15 protein-coding genes are annotated in these 26125 nt (G+C 44.3%); 6 read left to right on the top strand and 9 right to left on the bottom strand.

All coding sequences use genetic code 11. The features are described 5' to 3' along the window. Positions 1-3: 3 nt before the first annotated feature. The 6 genes from B0E43_RS29795 to B0E43_RS29770 form a co-directional block, all read right to left on the bottom strand. The gene (locus tag B0E43_RS29795) at positions 4-1029 is read right to left on the bottom strand and encodes a ThuA domain-containing protein (RefSeq protein WP_077349181.1); all 1026 of its coding nucleotides are present in this window, start codon (positions 1027-1029) and stop codon (positions 4-6) included. A 37-nt stretch (positions 1030-1066) separates the two neighbouring features. After that, positions 1067-1942 (bottom strand): DUF808 domain-containing protein, encoded by an 876-nt coding sequence (locus B0E43_RS29790; RefSeq protein WP_077349179.1) that lies wholly within the window; start codon positions 1940-1942, stop codon positions 1067-1069. Positions 1943-2180: 238 nt separating this feature from the next. After that, entirely contained in the window at positions 2181-3056 is an 876-nt protein-coding gene (locus tag B0E43_RS29785) for a phytanoyl-CoA dioxygenase family protein (protein WP_077349177.1), read from the bottom strand. 399 nt (positions 3057-3455) lie between these two features. Further along, positions 3456-3869 (bottom strand): response regulator, encoded by a 414-nt coding sequence (locus B0E43_RS29780; RefSeq protein ID WP_077349175.1) that lies wholly within the window; start codon positions 3867-3869, stop codon positions 3456-3458. 2 nt (positions 3870-3871) lie between these two features. Beyond that, positions 3872-7099: a PAS domain S-box protein gene (locus tag B0E43_RS29775; RefSeq protein ID WP_077349173.1), complete on the bottom strand. Its 3228-nt coding sequence runs from the start codon at positions 7097-7099 to the stop codon at positions 3872-3874. A gap of 293 nt (positions 7100-7392) precedes the next feature. After that, complete coding sequence (locus B0E43_RS29770; RefSeq protein WP_077349171.1) at positions 7393-9054, bottom strand: ATP-binding protein; 1662 nt, start codon at positions 9052-9054, stop codon at positions 7393-7395. A 458-nt stretch (positions 9055-9512) separates the two neighbouring features. Here B0E43_RS29770 and B0E43_RS29765 point away from each other — a divergent pair, with 458 nt between their 5' ends. Continuing rightward, a complete protein-coding gene (locus B0E43_RS29765; RefSeq protein WP_077349168.1) occupies positions 9513-10937 on the top strand; it encodes a Gfo/Idh/MocA family oxidoreductase in 1425 nt (474 codons plus the stop codon). A 227-nt stretch (positions 10938-11164) separates the two neighbouring features. Here the strand turns inward: B0E43_RS29765 and B0E43_RS29760 are convergent, their stop codons facing one another. Together B0E43_RS29760 and B0E43_RS29755 are read right to left on the bottom strand one after the other, a co-directional pair. Next, positions 11165-12397 (bottom strand): M48 family metallopeptidase, encoded by a 1233-nt coding sequence (locus tag B0E43_RS29760; protein WP_077349166.1) that lies wholly within the window; start codon positions 12395-12397, stop codon positions 11165-11167. Between the two features lie 6 nt (positions 12398-12403). Further along, positions 12404-13429, bottom strand: a complete 1026-nt coding sequence (locus B0E43_RS29755; protein WP_077349164.1) for a type IX secretion system membrane protein PorP/SprF — start codon at positions 13427-13429, stop codon at positions 12404-12406. A 103-nt stretch (positions 13430-13532) separates the two neighbouring features. Between B0E43_RS29755 and B0E43_RS29750 the strand changes: the two genes are divergently transcribed. The 5 genes from B0E43_RS29750 (at position 13533) to B0E43_RS29730 (ending at position 25747) form a co-directional block, all read left to right on the top strand. Further along, positions 13533-19052 carry a gliding motility-associated C-terminal domain-containing protein gene (locus tag B0E43_RS29750; protein WP_077349162.1) on the top strand — a complete coding sequence of 1840 codons (5520 nt, stop codon included), beginning with the start codon at positions 13533-13535 and terminating at the stop codon, positions 19050-19052. A gap of 1 nt (position 19053) precedes the next feature. Continuing rightward, positions 19054-19806 carry a peroxide stress protein YaaA gene (gene yaaA / locus B0E43_RS29745; protein ID WP_077349160.1) on the top strand — a complete coding sequence of 251 codons (753 nt, stop codon included), beginning with the start codon at positions 19054-19056 and terminating at the stop codon, positions 19804-19806. Positions 19807-20142: 336 nt separating this feature from the next. Beyond that, positions 20143-22812, top strand: coding sequence for a hypothetical protein (locus B0E43_RS29740; protein ID WP_139352724.1), 2670 nt, complete (start codon positions 20143-20145; stop codon positions 22810-22812). 293 nt (positions 22813-23105) lie between these two features. Next, the gene (locus B0E43_RS29735) at positions 23106-24332 is read left to right on the top strand and encodes a sugar MFS transporter (protein WP_077349376.1); all 1227 of its coding nucleotides are present in this window, start codon (positions 23106-23108) and stop codon (positions 24330-24332) included. A 41-nt stretch (positions 24333-24373) separates the two neighbouring features. Further along, a complete protein-coding gene (locus tag B0E43_RS29730; RefSeq protein WP_077349155.1) occupies positions 24374-25747 on the top strand; it encodes a glycoside hydrolase family 140 protein in 1374 nt (457 codons plus the stop codon). Here the strand turns inward: B0E43_RS29730 and B0E43_RS29725 are convergent. Continuing rightward, on the bottom strand, positions 25744-25980 hold the full coding sequence (locus tag B0E43_RS29725) for a DUF903 domain-containing protein (RefSeq protein ID WP_077349153.1): 237 nt from the start codon (positions 25978-25980) through the stop codon (positions 25744-25746). The genes B0E43_RS29730 and B0E43_RS29725 overlap by 4 nt on opposite strands. Positions 25981-26125 lie beyond the last annotated feature (145 nt).

Here is a 26125-nt window from a genome sequence, read left to right as displayed (position 1 = left end):
TTTTTATTTAAAATCAGAAACCTTCATCCCCTTTCGAAAGGTATCAAAGCCAAACATTGTGGGCTTGTAGTCGCCAACGATTTCCACATTCAAGTCCGGAGTAATGGTCTCGGGCATTTCCAGCAGCCAAAAAGATGCATTTACAATCAGACGACGGAGGTCTTCACTTTGGAAGCCCAGCGACGAACCCATGGTAGATGCGAAGGCCATTCCCGGCTTTCCACCTTCGATTTGGTAAGGTTTGGTCCAAGCGATGGGCATAACGGATTTCTCCCACATTGGAGCAGCCTGAGCGTTCATTCCTGCTGTGGACTGGCCGTAGATCAGAACTTTCGCTTCGGAAGGCAGGCTTTTGATTCCATAGACATCCTCCGGAACCCAGATGTCGTTGACGCCACGAAGCACAGGATGATCGTTCATCTGCTGCACGCCGTCCACTAGGGCACGAGAACCTTCTTTGGCGTGGATGCCATGATGGTTGACCCAAGTTTCACCAAATATCCGCATGCCAAAACCTTTCTCCCAACCCACAGCTTTTCCGTTCCAATCCCATTTGGCATAGGGTGAAGTTTTGCTTTTCTGGTAGGCAAACCCATGGGTTGAAGTCCGCAAACCGATGATAGGTTTGCCGGCTTTCAAGAAGTTTTCGATGTATTTGCTTTGCTCGTCAGGCAATTCCCGGAAGCGGATCAGCATGATCATCAGATCTGCAGATTCTAAGTGCTCCAAGCCTGGAATGTTGTTTTGAAAGTTGGGGACAATATTTCCTGTACTTGGCTCGATCGGAAACAAAACAGTGGTTTTGAATCCATAATGGGTGGACAACAATTTGGCCAGCATCGGCATGGATTCTTCGGAGCGGTATTCGTCGTCTCCGGCTATCATTACGATGTGTTTGCCTTTTCCTGGACCTTCTTTTCCCTCAAACTGAAGAAAGGTAACTCCATTTTGGGAAAAGCAAGAAGCAAAGCTGCACGTGAAAGCGATCGCTAAAATGAGGGTTTTGAAAAGAGCAATTCGGGAAATCATAGGCGTTTTGGGTTAATTTCAATGTGGAATAAGCTGATTACGATTTGACTTTACTGCGTATTTTTTTAAAAATCATTACTGGTATCATCACTAATATCCCAACGCCTAATCCAATCAAAAACTCCTTGACAATGGCCGGCCATGATTCCAGCAGATGGTGAAAAAAGTCAATGTTGTGAGCAAAAATTCCCCCCGAAACTAATAGCAACGCAAGTGTACCAACTACTCCTAAAATTCGGATGAACCAAGGAAGTGCTCCCACAAGAAGATTTCCCACTTTATCCGAAAAACTGTCTGTCTGTTCGTTGAGTGCGATCAATTTCAGTCCAAACTCATCCATGCGAACGATCAGGCCCACAATTCCATATACCCCGACTGTAGCGATCAGCGCAATTACTGAAACTACGGCAATTTGGGTTCCGAGAGTTTTATCCACAACCGTACTCATGGCTATGATCACAATCTCCACCGAAAGGATAAAATCAGTAGTGATTGCTGACTTGATTTTCTGCTTTTCCAAAGCCAAAATCTCTTCCTCACTCAGCTCCAAAACCAAACTGACATGGGCTTCTTTGGGATGTGGAATGAGATATTCGTAAATTTTCTCGGCTCCCTCGTAGGCCAAATACAAGCCCCCAATGATTAGAATCACAATAATTGCAGGAGGGTAAAAGGCACTTAGGAGAAAGGCTACCGGAAGAATTATTATTTTGTTAAGTAGCGATCCTTTCATGATCGCCCAAAGGACGGGAAGTTCTCTGTCAGAAACGAAGCCAGAAGCCTTTTCGGCATTTACTGCCAGATCGTCTCCCAAAATTCCGGCGGTTTTCTTTGCCGCCACTTTACTCATCACTGCCACGTCATCCATCAGGGTGGCGATATCATCCAATAAGGCAAATAATCCGGAAGCCATTCTTAATTACGATTTTTGATTTACGAATTACGGGAAAGGAGTACAAAGTATCGAGTACAAAGTGCCAAGTAAAATGGGATGTACGAAATACGGAAATTCTCAAATTTGAAATACGATTTACGAAATACGATTTACGAGGTATTGAATATGGGTGAAGCCTCCTGCCTTATTTGGCATCAATAGGCAAATGTCCTTACCATTTTGCAACCCAATTTTCAAATCTTTCAATTTTCAAATCTTATAATCCCCTCTCAAAAATCAAAGGAAAGAACTTCCCTCCCATTTTCTCACCTTTCGAAATCACAGGCACGCCGGCCAAAAGCGGTTCATTGGAATCGGACACTGTCCCGTCAGCAAAGACATTCAAGACAAAGGCCTTCCTAGATCGATCGGAGTAATTTGCGAAGCTTCCATGCACCAACAAAGGATGGTGAAATGCCGCATGTCCGGCCTTCAGAGGAATTGCAACAGGCTTGAATTCCGCCTTTTGTTCTTCCGTCATCATGGCCATCAAGCCATCCATTTCTCCGGCAAGTGCAGGTTTTTCGAGCAATCCCCAGCGATGGGACCCGGGCACATATTGCAGGCAACCATTTTCCTCAGTTGCATCATCCAATCCACACCAACAGGTCAGGTGCTGCATCTCGATAGTTCGGGTCCAATAAGAATAATCCTGGTGCCAGGCCACATTTCCCCCATGATGTGCGGGTTTGCAAAATAGCTGATCATGCCAAAAGCGTACTGGCCGATCACCCAGCAATTGGCTCGCAACCATTAGAAAAGCCGGATTCCAGATCGCATCGTGAAATGCTTCCGCAATCCGCCAATGGCCCAAGGAATGGAAAAGAACCTTGTTTGGGTCCCCGGATTCATTGCTATGAAACTCATGGAAGAGGTGATGCAGCGGATGCTTGGGGTCCATCACTTCGTCTAGGGCTTTTTTCAAAACTTCAATTTGATTTTCATCCAAAAGTTTGATGTCAGCCAGGTAGCCATTTTCGTGGAAAAACTCGATTTGTTCTTTGCTGATGCGGTATTGGTCCCAGTCTGAGGCAGTTTTGGGTTGAGAGAAAAGCTCCGAAATCGGATGGGAAAAGTCGGCGAGATCTTTCATGGGCTTTGGGAAAATTGAGCGGGGAAAAGATAAGAAAAAATGGCAGGGATGCTATCCTGCGAATGTAAAACCGACATCAGAATGGTTTCTAACTCTTTCGGCCTTATCCATAGCTAACTTTATGAATTTTTAAACTGGAAGCACTTGGTTGTTAGAATGTTGCACCGAATTCACGGATACTTTTTGTAGTAAACTGGAATTATCTGAAACACCCTTCCAAAGGACTAGCCGCCTGGGTTCAAATGGAAGGAAGACAGAGAACTTTGAAATGTTTATTGGAGGATGGGAAAATCTTATTCACCTCAAGCCTAAGCTTTCCTTAAAAAACTGGACAATCAAACTGGGAGTCACCAACTATTTTCAATTGCTTTCTCCAAGAGAAAATCTTTTGATTTCATTTCACCGGGAAACCAATGAAATCAGCACTTCCTCAGTGAGAGGTTTCTCAATGAAATCATTGACGTAGGCGTTTTGCTTAGCTTTTTCCAAATCCATCGGATCCACAGATGAAGAGAGAATGTTGATCTGTAACTGGTCTTTGACTCCAGGTTCTGCCATTTCAAATTGCGCTAAAAACTCCCATCCGCTCATGATTGGCATATTGAGGTCCAAAAACAGAATTAATTTCTTTCCATTGGATGACACCAAAGGAGTTAACAAAAATTCAAGTCCTTCTTTTGGATTGGTAAAGGCAATGATTTTTGCATCTGGAAATACATCTGTTATGGTCAATTCACTGAGCATGTTATTGATGGGATCATCATCAACCAGTATAAAATCAATCTTGTCTTCCATATAGATAATATAAATCAAGTTTATTTTCCCGGTTTTCCAAATTCGATTTTGAAGGTTGTCCCAATGCTGACTTCACTCTCAATGGAGATTTTTCCCCCGAGTGTTTCTACCTGAGTTTTGACCATATATAATCCCATTCCTTTCCCTTCGGTATGGGAATGAAATCGCTTGTACAGACCAAACACTTGTTCTCCCTTTTTCTGGAGGTCGATACCAAGTCCATTATCCTTAAACTTAATTTCGATCCCTGAATCTGTCAACTTGCTTGCGATTTCGATTATCGGATCGATATGCGGTTGCCGGTATTTGATGCTATTGGTAATCAGATTATAAAAGATACTGTAAAGATAGCTTTTGAGGGTAACCATTTCATCGACCTCGGCAAAGTCAATTATAAAATGAACTCGGTTCTCCTCCACCAGATTGGCAATGCTGAGCTTGATTGCATGGAGTAGTTCAGAAAAATTAACACTGGAAGTATGCTCACTAACCTCTCGTTTGGACTGTAGAATTTGGTTTAGATCTTTGATGACTCCATCAAGAGCAAGTACAGATTTAGCCAAGCCCTCACCCAATTGTTCTTTTTTGGCCGGATTCAAACTTGGTCGCAGCATGAAATCGCTTATACTAATTATGTTTGCCACCGGCGCACGAAGATTGTGGGAAACGATGTATGAGAATTGCTCCAAGTCACGGTTCCGTTGAATCAGCTCATCCATGATTTTGTCCCGCTCCAATTCCATGGTTTTTTGTTCAGTGATATCCCGCATGATTTTAGAAGCACCTATCACCTGGCCGGACTCGCCCATAATTGGAGAAATAGTCAGGGAAACATTGATCACCCTTCCATCTTTTCTAATTCTACGGGTTTCGTAGTGGTCAACCGATTTTCCCTGTTTGATGTTTTCCGAAATCATAACTTCTTCCTCAAACAGTTCAGGAGCGATCAGCATGTAAATTGACTGACCGATAGCTTCTTCGGCTGTGTAACCCAAAACTTTCTCAGCACCATGGTTCCAGGAGGTAATCTCACCCTCTACGGTTTTACTTATGATTGCATCATCTGTTGAATTTACGATCAAAGCTGACAATGCCAATTGTTCTTCAACTTGCTTTCGCAGGGTAATATCTCTGAAATTAGTTACCAAAGCTTTGATGCTTTCATTGTGGAACATATTAAGTGTGGTTCCTTCGATCCACACAAAATGACCTTTCTTATGCCGAATTCTTACTTTGAAATGATCTGGAACTCCCGGTTCATTCATTGCTTTAAGATAGCCTTCGACACTGTGAGCTTTATCATCAGGATGCACAAGGTCAAGCAAGTTTATGTTCTGGGCTTCTTCGTCTGTATAGCCGGTTATGCGTTCTGTGGCTGGACTGCGGTAAATAGTCACATTATCAGCATCTGTAAGAACAATTGCATCTGTTATATTTTCTGTCAGAGAGCGGTATTTCTCCTCGCTTTGCCTCAGCTTCTCCTCTGCCTTAAATCGCTCAGTTATATCTCGCACAATTGCAATCGTCCCCGTGGCATCTGGCAGCATTTTTCTGCTGATTTCAACATGGACACCTTGTCCGTCTTTGCGATACAATACTGTTTCGTTGATATAGATATTGCTTTGTTTTAAGGGATCCCAAATTATAATGGGAACTGTTGACCTAATCTGCTCGGGATAAAGGTCCAAAACTGACATTCCTATCAGTTCATCCCTGGAGTATTGGAACAAGGTTGAGGCACTTTGGTTGACATCAAAAATCATCCCCCAATCCGTCACCATAAAAATAGCATCCGCCGCATGGTCAATTAAGGAGCGAAATTGAACCTCGCTTTTCCTGAGTTCTTCTTCAGCTTTCTTTTGCTCGGTTACATCCCTGGCATGAGATAGAACTGCTGGCCGGTTTTTATAGATGATTTTGTGCGATGAAATTTCCACCTGCATGGTCTCACTATTTCTCTTGATCTGGGTACCCATTTCATGGAAAACGGGTTGGCCTTCATTCAGTAGAAGTCTCGCAGATTCTTTAACCTGGTCATGTTCTTCCGGTGGACGATATTGCAATACCGACATCCCCTCCCATTCTTGAAGGGTATAGCCAAATTTTTCAATCACCGTATTATTTACCTCCAAGATTGTAAAGGATTCAATATCCCAGATTGTGATAAAGGCAGGGGTTTTGTTAAACAAGTCACGGTATTTTTCTTCCGACTGTTTGATGGCAAGTTCAACTTTTCTACGTTCGGTGGTATCACGAGCAATAGAGATAAAGCCAACATTTTCCAAGACTTTTATATTGACTTCAATTTCTACCAGGGTGCCGTTTTTTCTTTTCAACTGGCTTTGGTACACTTTCCCCTCATCCAGGCTTTGGGCAAGGAATCCTTCCGAATTTGTTTCAGTATTCCAAGTAGGATTAATTACTGAATATTTTGTTTGTTTAAGTTCTTCCCGTGTATAACCCAACAAGTTGCAGGCACTCTCATTTACTTCAGAAATATTGAGTTCATTGTCCAAAATGAAAATGGAATCTCCTGCATTCTCGATAAAGGCGCGGTATTTTGCTTCACTGGATTTTAACAATCTGTTGCTTCCTTCCAAGTTTAAGATTAGCTCCCAAATCCCTTTCAATAGGATGTAGGCCAATCCCAGTGCAGAAAGCAAGGCAATTACAATAAAGAGTATAAATTTTTTGGTCGTGTCTCGATAGAGCTGTTCGTTACCCTTGCTCACTTGGGTACTGATTCCCACTTGCAGGTCAATCAACTCGTTTAGCTTTCCTGTAATAGCATTGAAAGCAGCCCTTTGTGCTTCATCAACTAAGTCTTCAACTTGATTATCATTTCTTATCCGTTGCTTTATGGTGCTTATGGCACTGTCAACATTTTCTTTCAGCAATTCTGTCTGGGTTACCAGTTCCACCTCCTCAGGAGTAAGGTAGGTTTTCTTATAGCTCTCCCAACTTTTTTCAATCACCTGTTGTGTTTCTTCGATTTCCCGGAGTAACAGGTCAGGTTCATTTGTGCGATTTTCCAGATCAACAAAGCGAAATAGAATATCATAGATGTAGGAATGCCGGATAGCCGCTAGTTGTTCTATTGGTACCACCCTATCCGCGTATAGCGTTTTGGTATTTTCATTCATGACATTCAACTGGTAAATGCCATAAATCCCTATGCCCAAAATCGCACCGGACAAGAGAAACACAAGAAAATAGAGCCTAATGGCGCTGGTTATTTTATTAAGCATGATTTATCTGATGTTATTGGAAAAATCACCAAAGCCACTTTTCATCATATCATCCTAAATTTCATTCATTGATGGTTTCACTACCTATGGAAGCTGTTTTATAGACCTTTCTCCCGAGTCTTTTGCATGATTTACAGAAATCATTTTTGGCTTTTCAATACCCCTCTATCCGTTTTAAAATTCCTATGGCTCCTTTTTAAAGGAATTATTTCAAACTATAACCGCTCCACTATGGATAAATTGAATTGGAATGCGAGGAGTAATGACCTTCTATTCGTTTCACGGGGCATATTTTAGCTTAAGGTAAAATAAAATGATGCGCCTTCATTTGGTCGTGCATAGGGCCATATTTTACCTCCATGCTTGTCTATTATTTGCTTTGCGGCAGCTAGACCAACCCCGGCACCTTTAAAGTCTTCAGTGGAATGAAGTCTATTGAATACTTTAAACAACTTATCGGCATGCGCCATATCAAACCCGACTCCATTGTCCTTTACAAAGTACACATTGGCTCCACCCCGTTGCTCAAAGCCTATTTCTACGGATGGCATAGCTACTTTTCCTGAAAATTTCACTGCATTCGAAATAAGGTTTGCCCATACCTGTCGCATAAGCACCGGGTCGCACTTATCAGTGGGTAACCCGCCGATTTTCATGGTGATTTTTGATCCATAATTGGCTAAACGGATTTCATTCACCACTTCCTCCACCATCTCCTTCATATTCACCTCTACCAAATGAAGTGGCGATTTGCCCGACTTGGAAAACTGAAGCAGATCTTGGATCAGTTGACTCATCTGATTTACTTTCTCACCGATAATTGCCAAAAAATCCCTCCCTTCTCTATCCAATTTTGCAGATTGGGTATGTAGAAGCAGGTTTCCATAACCATTTATGACCTGCAAGGGAGCTTGCAAATCATTGGAAACGGTATAACTGAATGCCTCAAGTTGCCGATTGGCTTCCTGCAACTTGGCAGTGCGTTCCTCGACCTTTGCCTCCAGCGTTTCATTCAGACTTCGAATTTCATTTTCTGCATTTTTCAGCCCGGTAATATTGGTAAGGCCTAGCAAGAGGCCTGAAAAAGGCGCTTTGATCCCCACAGGAGCCATATTAATTCGGTAATAATTAATGATCCCGTCCGGTTGGGCATTAGAGACTTCATAGCTTATCTTATTTCCTGAAAGTGCATCGTCCGCCATTTTGACTCCTTCTTCCAATCTCTCTTTCCTAAAAAATGAGGCTAAGTCATCTCCAACTTTCAATGTGGTGTTTAGCTCACGCTCCACAAAATCTATTGAAGCCTTATTAAATGAAATTATTTTCTTTTGGGCATCTACCAACAAGTAACCGACATCAGTGGTGCTCATGATTGCCTGAAGATTTGACTCTGATATACCAAGTTCCCGGTAGGCATTTTCAATATGTGCAGCAGCAAAAAATTGGATTGCTGCTGTAATGAAAACGGGTTGGCTCAGAGCGATTGCCCTGCCAATGGGCGATCTTGAAAAGTTAAATTCAGGAAGCAGGTTTTGAACCTCCAACGATGCAATTCCAAATGTTGCTGCAATACATAAAAAAGCCATCACCAAACCCTTATTTCTTCCAAGCAAAAAGCCGGTAGTCAGTACAATCGGTACGTAAGCCATGATGCCGGGCAAGCTGGTTCCCCCGCCTGTGTAGGTCAGCCGCAAAATATGAATAAAAAGGAAACCGGGAAGCACGTACGAAGCGATCTTGGTATGACCAATCCGGTTGAGGATCAGGGAGATCAAACCTATGGCGGCAACAATCAGGATATTTAAAATCCATCGCCAAAAAGAAGCCGGGGTATAAATCAACATACCCGACACCATCACAGCAGTATTTACGATTACCCAAATGCAGCTGAGTTTAAATACAAATTCGCTTTGAAAGTTTTTTTGCCGATCAGTGTAAAATGGTGGGCTCAGCATAAGAGGAAATAAATAGGGGTACTCTAAACAGCTATTTTATTATATAGTACTTACCATGCTTTCGAAAATACTACTATCATCTTAATGTTTCTACCTCCAAAGGTTAGCCATTAGCTTTATTGAGCTTTCTTTAATCTGTTTAAAAAGGTATTCGAAATTGGTTCAGTATATCCATTAATTTTGTCCCCATTGGTTTAAAATTGCGAAAAATACCAGATTAGAAAGGTAAAAACAGCTAATTCTCAGGAAAATGGCCGGATTTGGAAAAAATATTTTACTCACATTTCTTATCCACAAACACATAAAATTTTCACGATATCGTTTCCGTTGATTTTTCACTACTTCCTCCCAAAATCGACTTTTGCTGGGTAGATTGGAAAGTAATTTAATTCCTGAACCCTCCAAGTGATTCCAAACCCTTGGAGGATTGCTTCTTTTCTACCCAAAACAACCCCATTATGTCAACCAATCGAAGAGACTTTTTGAAAACCGGAGCCACTGCTGCATTGGGGCTTTCGGGATTTACCCTGATTTCGCCGGCAGTTCTTGGCAAGTCCATGGGCTATGTGGCTCCTTCTGACAAAGTCAACCTGGCCTGCATCGGCATCGGAAACCGAGGCGCTGACATCATCAAAGAACTCCACAAAACAGGTCTCTGCAATGTAGTCGCTCTTTGTGATGTGGATATGGGTGCACAGCAGACTTTGGAAGTCATGAATATGTTTCCTCAGGCAAAAAAGTTTCAGGATTTCAGAAAGATGTTCGATGAGATCGACGGTGAATTTGAGGCAGTGAGTATTGCTACGCCGGACTTTTCCCACTTTCCGGTGACCATGATGGCTTTGGCAGAAGGAAAACATGTCTATGTGGAAAAGCCAATGGCGAGAACATTCCAGGAAGTGGATCTGATGATCGCGGCAGCTAAGAAAAATCCCAAACTGGCCACCCAAATGGGAAACCAGGGCCATTCGGAAGCCAACTACTTCCAGTTTAAAGCTTGGAAAGAAGCCGGAATCATCAAGGATGTAACCGCCATCACGGCTCACATGAACAGCCGCAGACGCTGGCACGATTGGGATCCGAAAATCACCCGTTTCCCAGCTGCAGAACCACTTCCCTCCACCTTGGATTGGGATGTCTGGACCAGTCAGGCCCGACCGCATCCTTTCAACAAAGATTACCACAACGGACAGTGGAGATGCTGGTACGATTTCGGAATGGGTGCACTGGGAGACTGGGGCGCACATATCATCGACACGGCACATGAATTTCTGGAGCTTGGCCTTCCCTATGAGGTCAATCCTACCAAACTCACGGGACATAACGCCTTCTTTTTCCCAATGTCAACCACACTGGAATTCAAATTTCCGGAAAGAGGTGCAATGCCTCCATTGACTATTACTTGGCAGGATGGCATGGACAATATCCCCTCAGTGCCTGATGGATATGGAGTTTCGGAGTTGGATCCAAACATTCCACCTGCTAGCAATGGGAAGATTCAACCGGCCAAGCTAAACCCGGGGAAAATTATTTACAGCAAGGAATTGACTTTCAAAGGCGGATCGCATGGAAGTACGCTTTCTATTATCCCTGCGGAAAAGGCCAAAGAATGGGAATCAAAACTGCCGGAAGTACCGGCCAGCCCATCTAACCACTTTGCTAACTTCCTCAAAGCCTGCAAAGGAGAGGAAAAAACGAGGTCGTCATTTGAAATTGCAGGTCCTTTGAGTCAGGTATTTTGTTTGGGTGTCATGGCTCAGCAGATGGGTGTGAAAATAGAATTTGACCGGGAAACACGGCAAATCACCAACAATCCACTTGCCAATCAAGTCCTGGCAGGCATGCCGCCGAGAAAGGGCTGGGAAGAGTTTTATAGGGTGTAGTCAACGGTCCACAGACCACAGTCGACGGCTCGTATTAAAATTGTTTAGGCCGCTGGGTTTCGATTCGGCGGCCTTTTTCATTCCCCATAGAACCTCCGATAAGGCCGAACAATGGAAAATCTGTTCACATCTGTGAGAACACCTTAAATAAGATATTTCCAAGTCCATTGTTTCCCAAAATAGCCGGGAACAAAATCCGAAATCCCAGTTCCGAAATCCGAAATCTATCAGCTTTCCAACTTTTCCAATCGCTCCAATAACGGAGGATGCGAATAATTCACAAACACATACCAAGGATGCGGATTGATGTTGCTAAGAGTTTTGACGGAGAGCGTTTTCAGCGCTTCGGCCAGTGGTTTTCCATCAAAAGTCAGCTTGGCATATTCATCTGCTTCGAATTCATTTTTGCGGCTCAGCCAGTTCATCACCAATCCCAAAACAGTCGAAATAGGTGAAATCAGCAATGAAAACCCGATGAAATTCAAGCCTACCGACCAGGAGTTGCCGCCCAGGGCCAAACTGATATTTTCAGAAAAGATGAATCCTCCCAGCAAAAACAGCATCAGCCCTGTCTGAAGTACAGAAATGACCATGCCCCAGACAATATGTTTTTTCTTAAAGTGCCCCACTTCATGTGCCAAAACAGCAACCAACTCATCAGTGGAATGCTGCTCGATTAGCGTATCATAGAGGACGACTTTCTTTCTTTTTCCCATTCCGGAGAAAAAAGCATTTGCCTTGGCAGAGCGCTTGCTGCCATCCATTACAAAAACATTGTCGAGCGGAAAATCAACCGATCTGGCATATTGGAGGATCTTTTCCCTCAACTCACCGTTCTCCAGCGGTGTCAGCTTGTTGAAAAGCGGTAGGATCCAGGAAGTATAAAACAAGTTGGCCAAGACCATAAAACCAGCCGCTATCAGCCAAAACTGCCACCAGAAATCTGATCCCATGCGGAGAATCAGCCAGAAAAACACCAGCATTAAAGCGCCTCCTACCAAAGCCCCAAGGGCAAAGCCTTTGAGCTTATCCAGAATAAAAGTTCGGACGGTCATTTTGTTGAACCCGTATTTTTCTTCAATGACAAAAGTTTGATACCAATCAAAAGGGATATTGGGAATGGAGGATAGCCCAATGACCAGTCCGAAAAACAGCAGCGTACTCACCAAAGGCCCATAGCCAAAGCTCGATATCCAGGTATCGATATCTCCAAACCAACCTTGGAGAATAAAAATGAGGGTAAGGAGGAATCCTAGCCCCTGCTCGAAGAAGTTTAACCGAAAATTCTCAAGTTGATAGGCTTTTGTTTCCTCGAGTTTTTTCCGATCCAGATGATTTTCCAGAGTTTGAGGAACATTCGGAACCGGGTTTCTCACATTGAGGTATCCCAGAATTTTTTCTGACGAAAACCCAAAGACCAGCACCCCGATCATCAGGAATTTCAAATTTTCAACAGACATATGGAATTAGAATTTGGGACAAGGCAAGATCGTGTCCCTGCGGGAAGGCTTTCCCTGGTATTGATTGGGAAGTGTCCAGGACAAGCTGAGTTCATGCGCGCCTCCTGACTGAATTCCCAGTTGGGAAACAGTGTAATCGAAACTGTAACCAATATTGAGCCCGCTGAGAAGATTGACTCCAAACATCATAACGATCGCATCCCGGTTGCTCTGTTCCTCCACTGGCTTGAAGGGCAATCCTCTGTACCAAAGTCCAAAAACGATGGGTTCAATGGAAAAATAGGCTCCAACATCCAATTGCTGGAAAGGTCCTTGTTGCTTATAATTTACTGTTGGTGTTAGCGAGCGCTGCTTTCTCAAATGGGTAAAATCTCCACGCATGCCCCCTTCGGACAGCGGAATCCGATACCCTGCATGGAAGGAAAGTTTCATCGGAAGTGGACTGACCCCTTCGATAAAGGATTGGTTTGGTTCGTTCACATGGTGGGCTGAAAAACCTGCCCAAAGATTCTCGGTGAAAAACAATCCTCCGACTGAAAGTGAAAGCATCCCGACCGGATCACCCAATCCAGGAATATCAGTTCCCGGAAAGATTGGTCCAAATGGATCATTGGGGTTGATTTGGTTGGCAAAAACCAGATTTTCATAAAAGCCAATTTCCCGACGGATGTAGCTGGCTTGGAATCCAGGACGGAAATAAGAATTGTCACCCAATTTCAGTTCATAGGAATACATGGCTGAAATCGTGGTGGATCGAAGTTTTGCAGCCCCTTCTGTATCCTGCATCACATGAATTCCTATTCCACTGTTGTAATCCGGAAGGTAAGTATCGTAATACGCTGAAAATGTTGTGAACTGGGCATCAATCGAAGGCCATTGGTTTCGATAGTTGAAGCCAACGCGACCGGTGAGTTCCCCACCGGCCATTGCCGGGTTTAGATAAAGCGGGGCAGCATAATACTGGCTATATTGGGGATCTTGTGCCGAGGCGGACAGGGAAAGGCATAGCCAAAACCCTGTAAAAAAAACCATACTTCGCAGAGACCGTAACAAGGAATTGTTCGTTTATTTGAGTATTCAGTTAGCTTCTAAACGATCCAGCCCTTTGGTTGTTTTAGTAAGCAGATCGAAAAATATGAAAAGCAGCCCTATTTCCATAAGGTTCATTTTAATTTTTGCAAGCTTCATTTCTCTGAGCTTTTTCGGAATCAGCAGTTTAGGGTATGCCCAAGGCTTCAATGATAACGAGTGGATTTTTGGGTATTGCAGCCCAAGTGCAGCAAATAGCTATTTGTCCTTCGGAAAAGGAGGCACCGCAACTGTCCAGACTCTTCCGGGAGCTGTAATTATCGGAGCAAATAACAACGCACTCGCTATCGACCCGATCACGGGTCAGCCGCTTTTTGCCACAAATGGCGAGCTGGTCTATGACTACAGTTCCCAACCTATCCAAGGTGTGGGTTCGGGATTGAACGGAGACATTGACGGCCACCAGAAAGTGGCAACCGGATTTCTGGAGTATGATCCGGAAGGAAATAAGCTTTTTTATATATTTTATATCTCACCGGGAGGCCAACTTCAGTACGCAGTAGTAGACATGAATGCCCCCGGACAGGCTACCGGAAATGAAAGGCCTTTGGGAGAAGTCACCGTCAAAGACCAGGCAATTGGTCCCGCTTCCGGAGCTGTTTTGGTTGTGAAAACCCCGGCCTCCCCTTCCTATCTCATCAGTTTCAACGCTGGGCAACTCATTTCGAGAGAATTGGAATCCACACAGGGGAGTTTTACACAGACAGATACAGAGGCCATCCCTTTTACTCCCAAAGCCATTGTTTTTGATGAGGAAAACAGCCGGTTAATTGTCATTTCAGAAAATGCCGGGGATGACATTCTGGTCATTCCGTTCAATACAGGCACTGGGAATTTTGGCTCCCCAGCCCCTATCTCAGGATCAGGAGGAAGTGGAGACATAGGCGGAGCTGATTTTTCAGCGGACGGTTCTTTCATTTATTTTTCCAGAGGAAATCAGCTTTTCCGAGTTCCTGCCAGTGACCTAAGCGCAACTCCAGAAGAGATTCCTTTGACTGCAGGACTCAATCAAGTCTATGATGTCAAGTCCGGGCCTGACGGGCAGCTATATTATATTTACGAAGAGGTGGCCGGTGGCCCACAATTGATTGGGCGTGTCACTAATCCAAATGAGCCTGATCTCTCGCTCCTTACTTTGGAAGAAGACCCATTCAATGGCACTGATTTTTGCGGTAAAATCTTTCCGGTTTTCGCTCCAAATGCAGATATCACCCCAACTGTAGATTTTACCTGGGCACCGGACGCCCCCTGCTCAAACAATCCGGTGCAATTGACGAGTGTCATCACTCCTGAAAACTACCAGCCTGTCTCCTTTAATTGGGAATTTTCACCGCCTTTGACTGATTCACTCGGCAATCCACTTCCTGCAGATTATACCCAAGAGCACTTTCTGATCCCTCAGGATGCGACTCAGGGAACAAGCTTAGCCGTGACCTTGACTGTGGAGTTTGCCGACGGTACTAAACAAAGCATCCCCAAAACAATTCCTCTGACAGAAAATAAGCTGGAGGCAAACTTTACTCCATCTGATACCACACTTTGTCTGAGCTGTATTGATCTGGATCCTCTTCTGCAAGCCCAAGCTGCGGAAGGTGAGCAAGGTGGTGAAGCTCCTCCGGGAGGTGGAGGCGACACATACGAGTATTTCTGGTCCAATAAACGTGACAGAGGGTGGATCGCTAAAGAGGCAAATGAAGTTTGTACACCTGGGCTGTATTGGGTTTTGGTCAGGGAACCAGATTCACAATGCTACGCCTATGCCGAAATCCGGGTGAAAATCTGGGATCTGCCAGACCAAACAAACAACATTTGGTATTTCGGTGACGGAGCGGGTTTGGACTTCAATCCAGATCCAAATGATTCGACAGCTCCGACTCCCAGGCCGATTGCAGAAAGACATCCCCAGAATATACCGGCCGGAACTACCACCATTTCAGATCAGGCTGGACAAGTCTTGTTTTTCACTGACGGACAAGCTGTCTGGGATCTAAATGGTGATCTGATGGCAAACGGAGACAGTATAGGAGGGGACAATACCTCCAGTCAGTCGGTTCTGGCAGTTCCAGTAGCCCAGCAACCTACCTTATTTTATCTTTTCACGACTCAGGCCACTGCCGGAGGAACCAATACCGTCAGCTACTCACTGGTCGATATCAAATCTGAAAATCAGACTGGCGTCGGAAACGTGGTTACCAAAAACAACTTCCTATTCAGCCCCTCCACCGAACAATCGGCTGCGCTTTCGAGTGGAGATACTACTTGGGTGATGTTTCATGAATTGGGAAACAATACTTTCAGGGCCTATCCGGTTTCAGGGCAAGGCATAGGACAACCTGTAATGAGTTCCGTGGGAGGCAATCACGGATTCAACTCTGGTGTCGGCGCCATGAAATTCAGCCCTGACGGGACCAAACTGGCAGTGACCATTTCTGAAGGGGGATGTAACAAGACTGAAATCTTTGAATTTGATCAACAAACCGGAGAGCTTACAGAATATGCTCGACTTGACCTGGGATGTAATGGCGATATCTATGGATTGGAATTCAACCAAGACTCCGATCGTGTGCTCGTCTCCTATCGCAACGGTGGCCCCGGGATCGAGGAATTTATAATCAAAGCTATAGATAATGACGATCCAACCGCAGCAACCTGTCCTTCTTGCTTTGACTCAGCCACTACCCGAGCACAACGAGAGGCCTGCATTCTTTCCACCAAGAAAACAGTCGGAGGAACCTCAAGTCTAAACCTCGGTGCTCTGCAGATCGCCTCCGACGGACAGATTTATGTCGCCGTAGTGGGAGATAACCGAATCGGACAGGTACAGGTAGGATCAGGCTGTAACGGAACCAGCACTTTCAATCAAGATGCTGTCGAACCTATGCCTGGAACTGCCAATCTCGGTCTTCCCTCGTTTGTGCAGAACTCAGGAAGCTCAATCCCAGAGCCAGCGCTTTCTTTTCCTCCAAGGCTTTGTCTGGATCCGGAATTAGGTGCCAGCGCTCTTTTGGAAGGTGCAGGAGAACCGGACATTGATTCCTATTTCTGGACCATAACCCATGAGGACGGGACTGTGATCAGGTCCGATTATGGAGGTCCGGGGGATCAGTTCCAGACTTTGGATCAAATCTTTACCCTACCTGGGATTTATACCATTGAACTACGCGTGGATCGATGCGGTGATCCCGATTATTTCACAGCAGAGGGAGAAATAGAAGTAGTCGCCCCGCCGACTTTGACTTTGGCTGCAGATGCCACACTTTGCGCTGGAAATCCTGTAACGCTGACTGCTATAGACGGCTATGATCCTGCCGATGGCCTCTATGATTTCCAGTGGACAAATGCTGCCGGAGTGGTATTTGGAGATGAAAACTCCAACTCCATTGATGTGACAGAAGAAAGTATCTACACCGTTGAAGTGAGTTTCAGATTGCCAAGTGGATTGTCTGATGATGAAGCTTTGCTTTTTGAAACTTGTCCCGCAACTGCAGAAGTTTTTGTGGGGCCTGCATTTGAGTTTGACCTTAATCAATCAGCAACTGAGGTTTGTTATGAAGAAACTTCAGTGACATTTTCTCCAAATACTCCGATTACAGGAGAGTGGTTTTATGACCTGAATGCCAGCGGCACGAGAGTTTCGCTGGGAGAATTTTTCGAATTGGAGCTCTTCATCAATACCCTTCCGGGACCCGGACAATACGAGATCATTTTTGTAACCCTGGATCCAATTTTGGCAGGATGTACAATTGAGAAGAAGTTGGATTTGCTGGTCAATGAGCTTCCGGTCTTTGTCGCGGCCCAAACCAACCCTGCCACGGATTGTACCACAGCAGACGGATCATTTGAAATTACGATGCAGGCTAATGCCTCTGTTGTTCGGATTCCTGAGCTAAGCCAGATTTTCTCCAATGTAAATGCCGGAGATGTGATCCCGATAATTGGGGTTTTGCCTGGAATCTATACGATTGAAGCAGAAAACAGCACGGGATGTTTCTATTCCTCATCTGTAACTGTGGAGAATCAAAATCCGCCTGCCCCCTATGCATTTTCAGCAACACCATCTGATGAGATCTGTTCTCCTAATGGAGTAGAACCAGGAAAAATCACGATTTCTTTTACTAATGGAACTGCCCAAACCGGAACCTATTCCGCAGTGAGACAGCGTGACGGCCAAGTGTTTACTGGTATTCTTCCAAACCTAGCCACATTTGAAATTGCGGTACCATATGGAGATTATCTGGTAGAAGTTGCAGACAATTCTGGTTGTGCTGTACCTGACCCTACATTCTATTCCATTGCTCAAAAATTCGAAGTAGTTTTCTCAGTGCCCACGGATGTGACTGCTTGCGAAAATTTAATTTTTGCGCCAGTCGGTCCAGATCCATTAAACTACACCGCCAGAAATTCTACTGGAACCACCATTTCTCCCGATGCAGGGGGAAATTTCACACTTACCCAAACCGGACTTTACACCATCCTAGGTGTAGATCCAACCGGCGTCAATTGTCCAAAGGAAATTGAAATGAACGTGACCATCACTCAGCCCTTGGATTATGAACTTGCCGGCCCGATTGTCGATTGCCAAACTGGAATTAGATACGAGGCAGTATTGAACAATGCAGATCCGGCTGATGTGATTTTCCTTTGGAAAGATGAATTGGGCGTGATTGTGGGAAGAAGGCAGACTTTTGTCCCAAGTCGTGCTGGAAATTACTCCTTGGAAGTCCAACCTGCTGCCGGAGGACTTTGCCCGACCAGCGAAATCCCTTTCACTGCCGAAATCCTGACAGAAGCAGTCAGCGTGAGTTTGGACGTGGTTCCTTTCTGTATCGAACAAACCAGTACGTCTATCACTATCATAGCGGATTTGACATCGGTTGATGAAATTGAATGGTATAGTGTGGTTGGCGGTACCCGAACCCGAATCTTTGGATTTGACAATTTACCAATCATTCAAGTTTCTCAAGAAGGAACCTACGAAGCACTCCTCCGAAGTGAGTTTGGCTGTGAACTTGGCCGAGCCAATGGCGTAGTGGCCAAGTCAACCATAATTCCACCGGTTGTCCCTGTTGAATTTACCATATGTGCTATAGAAGGGATCACAACCAGCATCGATCCGGGGGATTATGATAATTATAGCTGGCTTTTGAATGGTGTGGAAGTATCTCAGGATGCAATTTTCACTCCTACCCTGCCGGGGAATTATGAGCTTCGGGTTTCTGATAATTTGGGCTGCGAATATATTGCAACATTCCTGGTCAACGAAGATTGTAGACTCCGGGTATCATATCCAAATGGCGTGGTACTTAATGATCCCAACCGCGGATTTATTCTATATGCAAATGACTTCATTGATGATATTGAGGTGTTTATCTTTAACCGTTGGGGCGAATTGATCTTCTACTGTGAACACGAAAACCTTGAACCAAGGCAACCTTTCTGCCCTTGGGATGGGGTAGTTAACGGTGGATTTGTCCCAAATGGAACATATGCTGTCGTAGTGAAGTTTACTTCCAGAGAACAAAATCTTACCCAAACCGAAACCAAAGCGATTACGATTATCCAATAGTATGCTGATACTGATTTCCCCCGCAAAAACCCTCGATTACAGTACTCCAAATTTTAAAGAATTTACGCAGCCAGACTTTTCATCAGACATCAAAATCCTGATTGGGGTGATGAAGAAAAAAACCGCCAGAGAAATCTCTGAATTGATGCATGTCAGTGAAAATCTGGCAGTACTCAATGAGGAGCGATTCAAAACCTTTCAAAAGGAATTCAATTTCGAAAATTCCAAGCAGGCTATTCTGGCTTTCAACGGGGATGTTTATACTAAAATCGATGTGGACAGCTACTCCTCTGAGGATTTTGAGTTTGCTCAAAAGCAACTGAGAATTCTTTCGGGGCTGTATGGCCTTCTGAAACCTCTTGATTTGATCCAGCCTTACCGCCTGGAAATGGGCACTCGGCTAGAGACCAAAAAAGGCAAAAACCTATACGAATATTGGGACAAAAAAATAGCCAAAGCGATCAATGAGGCCGCAGCCGGCAGACCGATTGTCAATTTAGCCTCTCAGGAATACTTCAAAGCCGTTCATCTCAATACCCTAAAATCACCTTTGGTGAATATCCATTTCAAGGAATTCAAGAATGGAACCTATCAGGTCATCGGATTTTTTGCCAAACAAGCCAGAGGAATGATGACTAATTTTGCCATCAAGAACCGGATTGAAAATCCGGAAGAGCTCAAATCCTTTAATCAAGAGGGATATGAATTCTCAGGCCCAATGAGTGACAGTTCTGATTGGACTTTTATCAGGTGAGAAAATTCAGTTTGGGTTAATCTGCTTTTGGGTTATGGATTTTCAGAATTCTTATTAGTGGCAAATTTGAATAAAGATTGAAGTACAAATTCACGTTTTGTGGGTTGTGAGCATTAATCTGCTTCTCTAACAGATTTTTTAGTCTTTCAGGCGAAGGATCCAGTGATCCTATTTTAAATACTATAAAAAGTAGGTGGAACGTTTTTTGACAAAAAGAGCATTACCTGAACACAAAGGAAAATTACCTTTGTAAATAATCCCTCCTTTAAAAGTACTTCATTGGCCAAGATTCAATTTCCAAAAGGGAAGATTAGGCTGTTATTAGTTTGGGCAAGTTTGCTATTTCCGCTTTATTCTTTCAGCGGAGGCAACAGCTTACCCCTACCTCTACATGACCATCACTTTTCCATTAAGGCAGACCCACAACTGGTCGGTCCGGAAAACCTATGTATTGTTTTCGGTGGTGTAGTCGGCACTTTCAGTGGAGGAGGTAATCCTGGGGACGTTTACAATTGGCTGGTTACCGATTCAGCAGGTAAGGCCATATTTGCCAGAACTGGAGGAGCCCAATTGGAGACCATTCAGGTAGTTTTTTCTGAGGTTGGATCATATACGGTTCAATTGAGTGTCCGAAGGGGAACTAATCCGGCCTATTACCAAAATCAGCTAACAGTTACGGTCCAACAAGGCCCCGAATTGGCTTTATTACCTGATTACCTTTTATGCGCTGGTTCCCCGACTCTATTGACTGCTTTAGATCCCGCCACTTCCAACCTATCCGAATTTACCATTGAATGGAAAGATGTAACCGGTAACCTGTTGGGTACAGGCAACAATTATCTTTCATACAGCGAAGGCTACCATTTGGTGGAATTATACCAAACTGATGCTACTGGAAAAACAACTTGCTTGATCATTGGAACCACTTTTGTCGGTCCGCCAATTGACTTTAAGATAATTTCCTCGAGCACTTCCATCTGCGAAGGAGAATCAATTCAGATCGGCCTTGATACCCCAATTTCGGGTGATTGGTTTATCCAAAAAGAGTTTACCGGTTCAAGAAGCCCCGTTTCAACAGGATTTGAGATCGAATTCGAAGCCTCAGAGCTATCCGGACCTGGATTGTATTTAGTGACTTTCCAAACCACCAACGAGCAATATCCGGATTGTATTTCAGAGAGAATCATTGGTTTTGAGTTAGTAGAATCACCCAAGATCACACCCGCAATCCTAGCCCTACCAGATAACTGTACCGACCAAAACGGCTCTTTCCAAATCACCGTCGAAACGGATGTAGATGCACTTTACATCCCTGAATTAAATGTAATTGAAGGTCCTCTGAATGCAGGGGTACAGCTTATTTATACCAATTTGGAACCCAATGTCTATTCTTTGGTTGTAGAAAAAACCGGTTGTCAAATCACCCAATTGTTGACCTTGAATGCGGATAATCTCCCCATTCCACCCAGTCAACAGCTCCCCAACATTTCTGTTGTAAATGAAACTTGTTCCAATAATGGAGTGAATACAGGAAGTGTTTCATTGGATTTTGGAGCTCCAATTTCAACAGGTGAGTTTCGAATTTTAGTAGAGGGTAAAGGAGAAATCCTAAAAGGCTCCATTCCGCCAAGCGGCCAGACAACCATCGATCTAATTAACGGTACATACCTATTAGAAATAAATGCAGACGGATGTACATATCCTGTCGAAACGGTCACTATAGAAGAAGCCCCTCAGGCTGAATTTACGATTCCTGCAGATTTGAATATCTGCGAGACATTTTCACTGTCTCCGGTGACGGATCAAAATCTCAAATTCACTCTGACCTTTCCGGATGGAAGCTTCGAAACCATCGCTACAGGTGAAAGTTTCACCCTGACCGACGCTGGTGCTTATTCCATTTTAGGCGAAGGTACCAACCCAAGTCTGGGACTCTGTCAAAAAAGGATCGACTTTAACGCAACCTTATCCTCCACTATTACTTTTACACCTTTTCTTGCCGTAGAGAAGTGTTTTGACCCAATCAAATATGAGATTGATCTCAAGGGTATCTCAACAGAGGAAGCCAGTATCCGCTGGTTTAACGACCGAGACGAAATAGTTGGCAGAGGACCCACTTTTTACCCTCCAAATGTGGGCTTTTATTCCCTTTTGGTCCAACCACTCCAAAGTGGCTTTTGCCCAGTCTCTCCGGCCATTTTTGAGGTGGTAGCTCCGATTACCTCTGTTCCGATGGAATTGAAAGCAGAAAAAATATGCCCTCAACCCAGCTCCAGCACGATCACCTTGAAGACCAATGAAGAGGAGGTAACCGACACCGAATGGATATATTACGACCTTCAGGACAATATGCAAGAACTCACCACATTTGATGGGTTGCTTGAAATAGAAGTAAATAAGCCTGGCACTTACGAAGTGGTGGTTTATAGCAAATTGGGCTGTGAAATCGGCCGAAACCTGGTTCCAGTTGAGGAAAGTCAACTGCTCACTCCCCCGGTTTTGGAAGAAACCTATGGTGTCTGTACCAAGGGAAAAACCGGCCCAAAGCTTGACCCTGGAGATTTTTCGGAATATTATTGGCAACTGGAGGATCAATTGATATCCGAGGATTCAGTTTTCACTCCCAAAGAAGCCGGAAATTATACATTGAAAGTAATCACGGTTGATGGATGCGAATTTTTCACTTCATTCCGAACATATGATGCCTGTAGTTTCGATTATGTCATACCCACCGGAATGGTCTTGGGTGATCCTGAACGGAATTTTGAAGTCCGAATCAGCGAAGGAATCACTGAAATTGAATTGTACATAATTAACAGGCAAGGCAGCCTGGTACATTACCAGAAATCAGAAGAAATCCCATTTGGAGAGGCATTTTTGGAATGGGACGGAACAATCAACGGCAGCTTCATTTCGCCCGGAACCTATGTCGTGGTATTAGTAGGAAGAAATCCTCTGTTTCAGTATGAAGAAAAAATCACCGGATCACTTTTGGTGCTAGAATAATACTTTTTTCAATTTGAGGTAACATGGCTTGGGCCATTTAGAAAACTATACCTGGTTTTCAATCTAATTAATACTGCTTTTTCCTGGCAAACAATTGTGAACAGTAGACCTTTGACGAAGGATAATTTTCCGATTGGGTAAATCTCAAGGGATTTTTTCGGGCAGGATTGCGGAAAATCCTATTTCCATTTAAGGAATAATTTATAGTACGGGAGAGCTAAATCCTTTTTTTTTTCTATTTTGAACCGTTTCAAGCTTTGTTTAAATCAACCCAAAAACCAAAAGCACTTTCTATGACTCAAACCATCAACCGAGGCGCCCTCTTCAACGCAAGTTGTCTGGCGCTGATCACCACCGCCTTTTCATTTTCCATCAGGGCGGGTATCCTCCCCCAGTTGGGCGATTCCTTTGGCCTTTCAGCTGAGCAACTGGGCTTTATTAACTCCATGTGGTTCTTTGGATTCCCTATTTCCATGATTTTAGGAGGCATATTCTATCATAAAGTCGGCCCTGCCAACATTATGAGAATCGCCTTTGTGACCCATACATTGGGGATTTTGATGACCATCTTCGCGGACGGCTATACCACCTTATTGATTTCGACTTTGTTTATCGGATTTGGCAATGGATGTACCGAAGCAGCATGTAATCCACTGATTGCAGATATGTACTCTGGATCTACGCTGAATAAAATGCTCAACAGATTCCACATGTGGTTCCCCGGTGGAATTGTAATAGGTAGCTTGGTATCTAAATTCATGACCGATTCTGGCATGGCTTGGCAATCACAGGTTTGGGTGATGATGATCCCGACGATCGCCTATGCTGTTCTTTTCTTTGGAAAAGCCTTTCCGAAACCACAAGTGGAAGGTGCTACTTCTCTTGGAAGCAACCTGAAGGCAATGATCAGCCCTGTGTTTATCTTCCTCTTCTTCGCCATGGCCTTCACCGCTATCTCCGAGTTTGGTCCTCAGCAGTGGGTAGGATTGATCATGGGTGCAAGTGGAGCTAGCCCAATGTTGATCCTGGCTTTGACAACAGGTGTGATGGCAATCGGCCGATTCTTTGCAGGCCCAGTGGTCAAGGCTTTGGGTCAAACCGGTGTACTTCTTGGTGGGTCGATTTTCGCTGCCCTTGGAATCTTCCTTTTCAGTACTGTAACAGGTCCTTTGGCTTATGTTGCTGCATTCGTCTTTGCGATCGGAGTATGTTATTTCTGGCCAGTGATGGTCGGTGCAGTAGCTCAGAGGGTACCACTTTCGGGAGCACTCGGTATGTCCATCATCGGTGGTATCGGGATGTTTTCTACGGCGATCTTCCAGCCTTTCATCGGAGGTTGGATTGACCAAGCCAGAGCATCCAATAGTGCAGCCGGACTTGCCGGAGATGCGTTGGAATTAGCGGCAGGACAGGAAACTCTTCAAAAAATATTGATCTTCCCTGGCATTCTGATTGTCTTATTCATCATCTTCTTCATTTGGCAGAAAGGCTCCAAACCAGCCACATCAGCCGCTCATTAATTCACAAGGCAGCCTTCGGGCTGCCTTTTTTTTGCCCGTTTATGAAAAAAACGATCTTGATTTTCAGCAGTTTTCTCGTGGTTTTCGGGCTTTTCGCCCAAAAAATCATTGGCCCTATCCAAGTTCATCCCGAAAACAGATTCCTCATGACCAACGAGGGAGAGCCTTTTTTCTGGATGGCTGATACCGCATGGGAGCTTTTTCACCGACTGGATGAAAAAGAGGCAATATTGTACCTGGACAAAAGAAGGGAACAGGGGTTTAATGTGGTCCAGGCAGTAGTCTTGGCAGAATTGGACGGGATCAACACGCCAAATGCAAACGGGGATTTACCATTTACAAGCCTACAAGATTGGAAATTCAACGAGGCCTATTTCCAACATGTGGATCTGATTATCGACCTGGCGGCACAAAGAGGAATCCACATTGCTCTTTTACCCACCTGGGGCGACAAATTATTCAAAAGCACTTGGGGAGCTGGGCCTGAGATCTTCAATCCAGAATCTGCCTATTCCTATGGAAAATGGATCGGAAATCGGTACAAAGACCGAAAAAACCTGATTTGGGTGATGGGAGGAGACCGTACTCCGAGAGAAAATTCCGAAGATGTCGAAGTTTGGAATCAGATGGCTCATGGAATTTTGGACAGCCAAAATCCCGACAACCCCATCCTGATCACTTTTCACCCGCAGCCTTCCGAGCCGGGCGGAAGCTCCAATTGGTTTCATCAGGCAGAATGGCTGAGCTTCAACATGCATCAAACAGGACATTGCCCGGGTTTGGATGATTTCAAAAAAATCAGCCATGACTACCAACTAAGCCCTAACAAGCCGACCATTGATGGAGAACCGCTCTACGAGGAACATCCCTATTGCTTCAATGCAAAAGAGCACGGCTATAGTGAAGCGGCGGACATCCGCAGGATCATGTATTGGAATGTCTTTGCCGGTGCAGCCGGTCAAACTTATGGCTGCCATGCTGTCTGGCAGATGTATGATTTGGATAAAGCACCGGTAAACGCACCTTTGAAACCATGGCATAAATCACTGGATCTTGAGGTCGCTAATCAGGTCAAGCATTTGAAGAATCTGATGTTGAGCAGGCCTTATTTTGAGAGAATTCCAGATCAAAGTCTTGTAAATGATTCTGTTGAAAATGGCCCAATTGCCTCAACACGTGATAAAAATGGGAAATACGCATTTTTCTACTCCACTGAAGGCACGTTGATAGATTTCAATATAAGTGGATTGGCAGGCAAAAATTTCAAACTGACTTGGTTTGACCCAAGGACAGGTGTAGAAATTAAAATGAATAAAACGCTTTCAAGAAAGGACGCTCCTTACCCTCCTTTTTTACCACCGAGCTCCGGAAGAGGTAACGATTGGGTGCTGATAGTTGATTCTACTGAAAATTAATTTCCGCAGGAATAGGTCAGGTATTCATCTGCCGTGATAGACCAGAGCTTGCCATCTTCATCCTTGTAGGTAATCGTCCCGGTACTTTGAATGATTTCGATGCTCTTCTCTACCGTGATAGTACTACCATCCACCATCTGAATGGTACAAGGCCCCTCAATTCCTTTGACATCGAAAATTTCCTCACAAGCTGCCAGTAAAAACAAAACAAAAAGGAAGGAGACTTGACGCATTTGGAGAATTGGCTTGGCTTAAAATTAGCCTAAAAAAGCAATTAGAAAAATTTTGGCAGTAAAATGAAAAATCCCGATCATTAAAAAAACCTGGAAATGAAAGCTCGTAAGGATTTTTCTCGATAGCGGACCGAAACCTCCTTAA

It is taken from the genome of Algoriphagus sp. A40, assembly GCF_002002735.1.
In the GTDB taxonomy this organism is placed as follows: domain Bacteria; phylum Bacteroidota; class Bacteroidia; order Cytophagales; family Cyclobacteriaceae; genus Algoriphagus.
This window is presented reverse-complemented; position numbering and strand designations above follow the sequence as displayed.

What these genes read in the sequence shown, in the direction of transcription:
- B0E43_RS29785 (WP_077349177.1), bottom strand. Translation starts at nt 3,056, where the DNA reads ATGAAAGATCTCGCCGACTTTTCCCATCCGATTTCGGAGCTTTTCTCT.
- B0E43_RS29790 (WP_077349179.1), bottom strand. Translation starts at nt 1,942, where the DNA reads ATGGCTTCCGGATTATTTGCCTTATTGGATGATATCGCCACCCTGATG.
- B0E43_RS29735 (WP_077349376.1), top strand. Translation starts at nt 23,106, where the DNA reads ATGACTCAAACCATCAACCGAGGCGCCCTCTTCAACGCAAGTTGTCTG.
- B0E43_RS29730 (WP_077349155.1), top strand. Translation starts at nt 24,374, where the DNA reads ATGAAAAAAACGATCTTGATTTTCAGCAGTTTTCTCGTGGTTTTCGGG.
- B0E43_RS29755 (WP_077349164.1), bottom strand. Translation starts at nt 13,429, where the DNA reads ATGGTTTTTTTTACAGGGTTTTGGCTATGCCTTTCCCTGTCCGCCTCG.
- B0E43_RS29725 (WP_077349153.1), bottom strand. Translation starts at nt 25,980, where the DNA reads ATGCGTCAAGTCTCCTTCCTTTTTGTTTTGTTTTTACTGGCAGCTTGT.
- B0E43_RS29750 (WP_077349162.1), top strand. Translation starts at nt 13,533, where the DNA reads ATGAAAAGCAGCCCTATTTCCATAAGGTTCATTTTAATTTTTGCAAGC.
- yaaA (WP_077349160.1), top strand. Translation starts at nt 19,054, where the DNA reads ATGCTGATACTGATTTCCCCCGCAAAAACCCTCGATTACAGTACTCCA.
- B0E43_RS29765 (WP_077349168.1), top strand. Translation starts at nt 9,513, where the DNA reads ATGTCAACCAATCGAAGAGACTTTTTGAAAACCGGAGCCACTGCTGCA.
- B0E43_RS29760 (WP_077349166.1), bottom strand. Translation starts at nt 12,397, where the DNA reads ATGTCTGTTGAAAATTTGAAATTCCTGATGATCGGGGTGCTGGTCTTT.
- B0E43_RS29795 (WP_077349181.1), bottom strand. Translation starts at nt 1,029, where the DNA reads ATGATTTCCCGAATTGCTCTTTTCAAAACCCTCATTTTAGCGATCGCT.
- B0E43_RS29770 (WP_077349171.1), bottom strand. Translation starts at nt 9,054, where the DNA reads ATGCTGAGCCCACCATTTTACACTGATCGGCAAAAAAACTTTCAAAGC.
- B0E43_RS29775 (WP_077349173.1), bottom strand. Translation starts at nt 7,099, where the DNA reads ATGCTTAATAAAATAACCAGCGCCATTAGGCTCTATTTTCTTGTGTTT.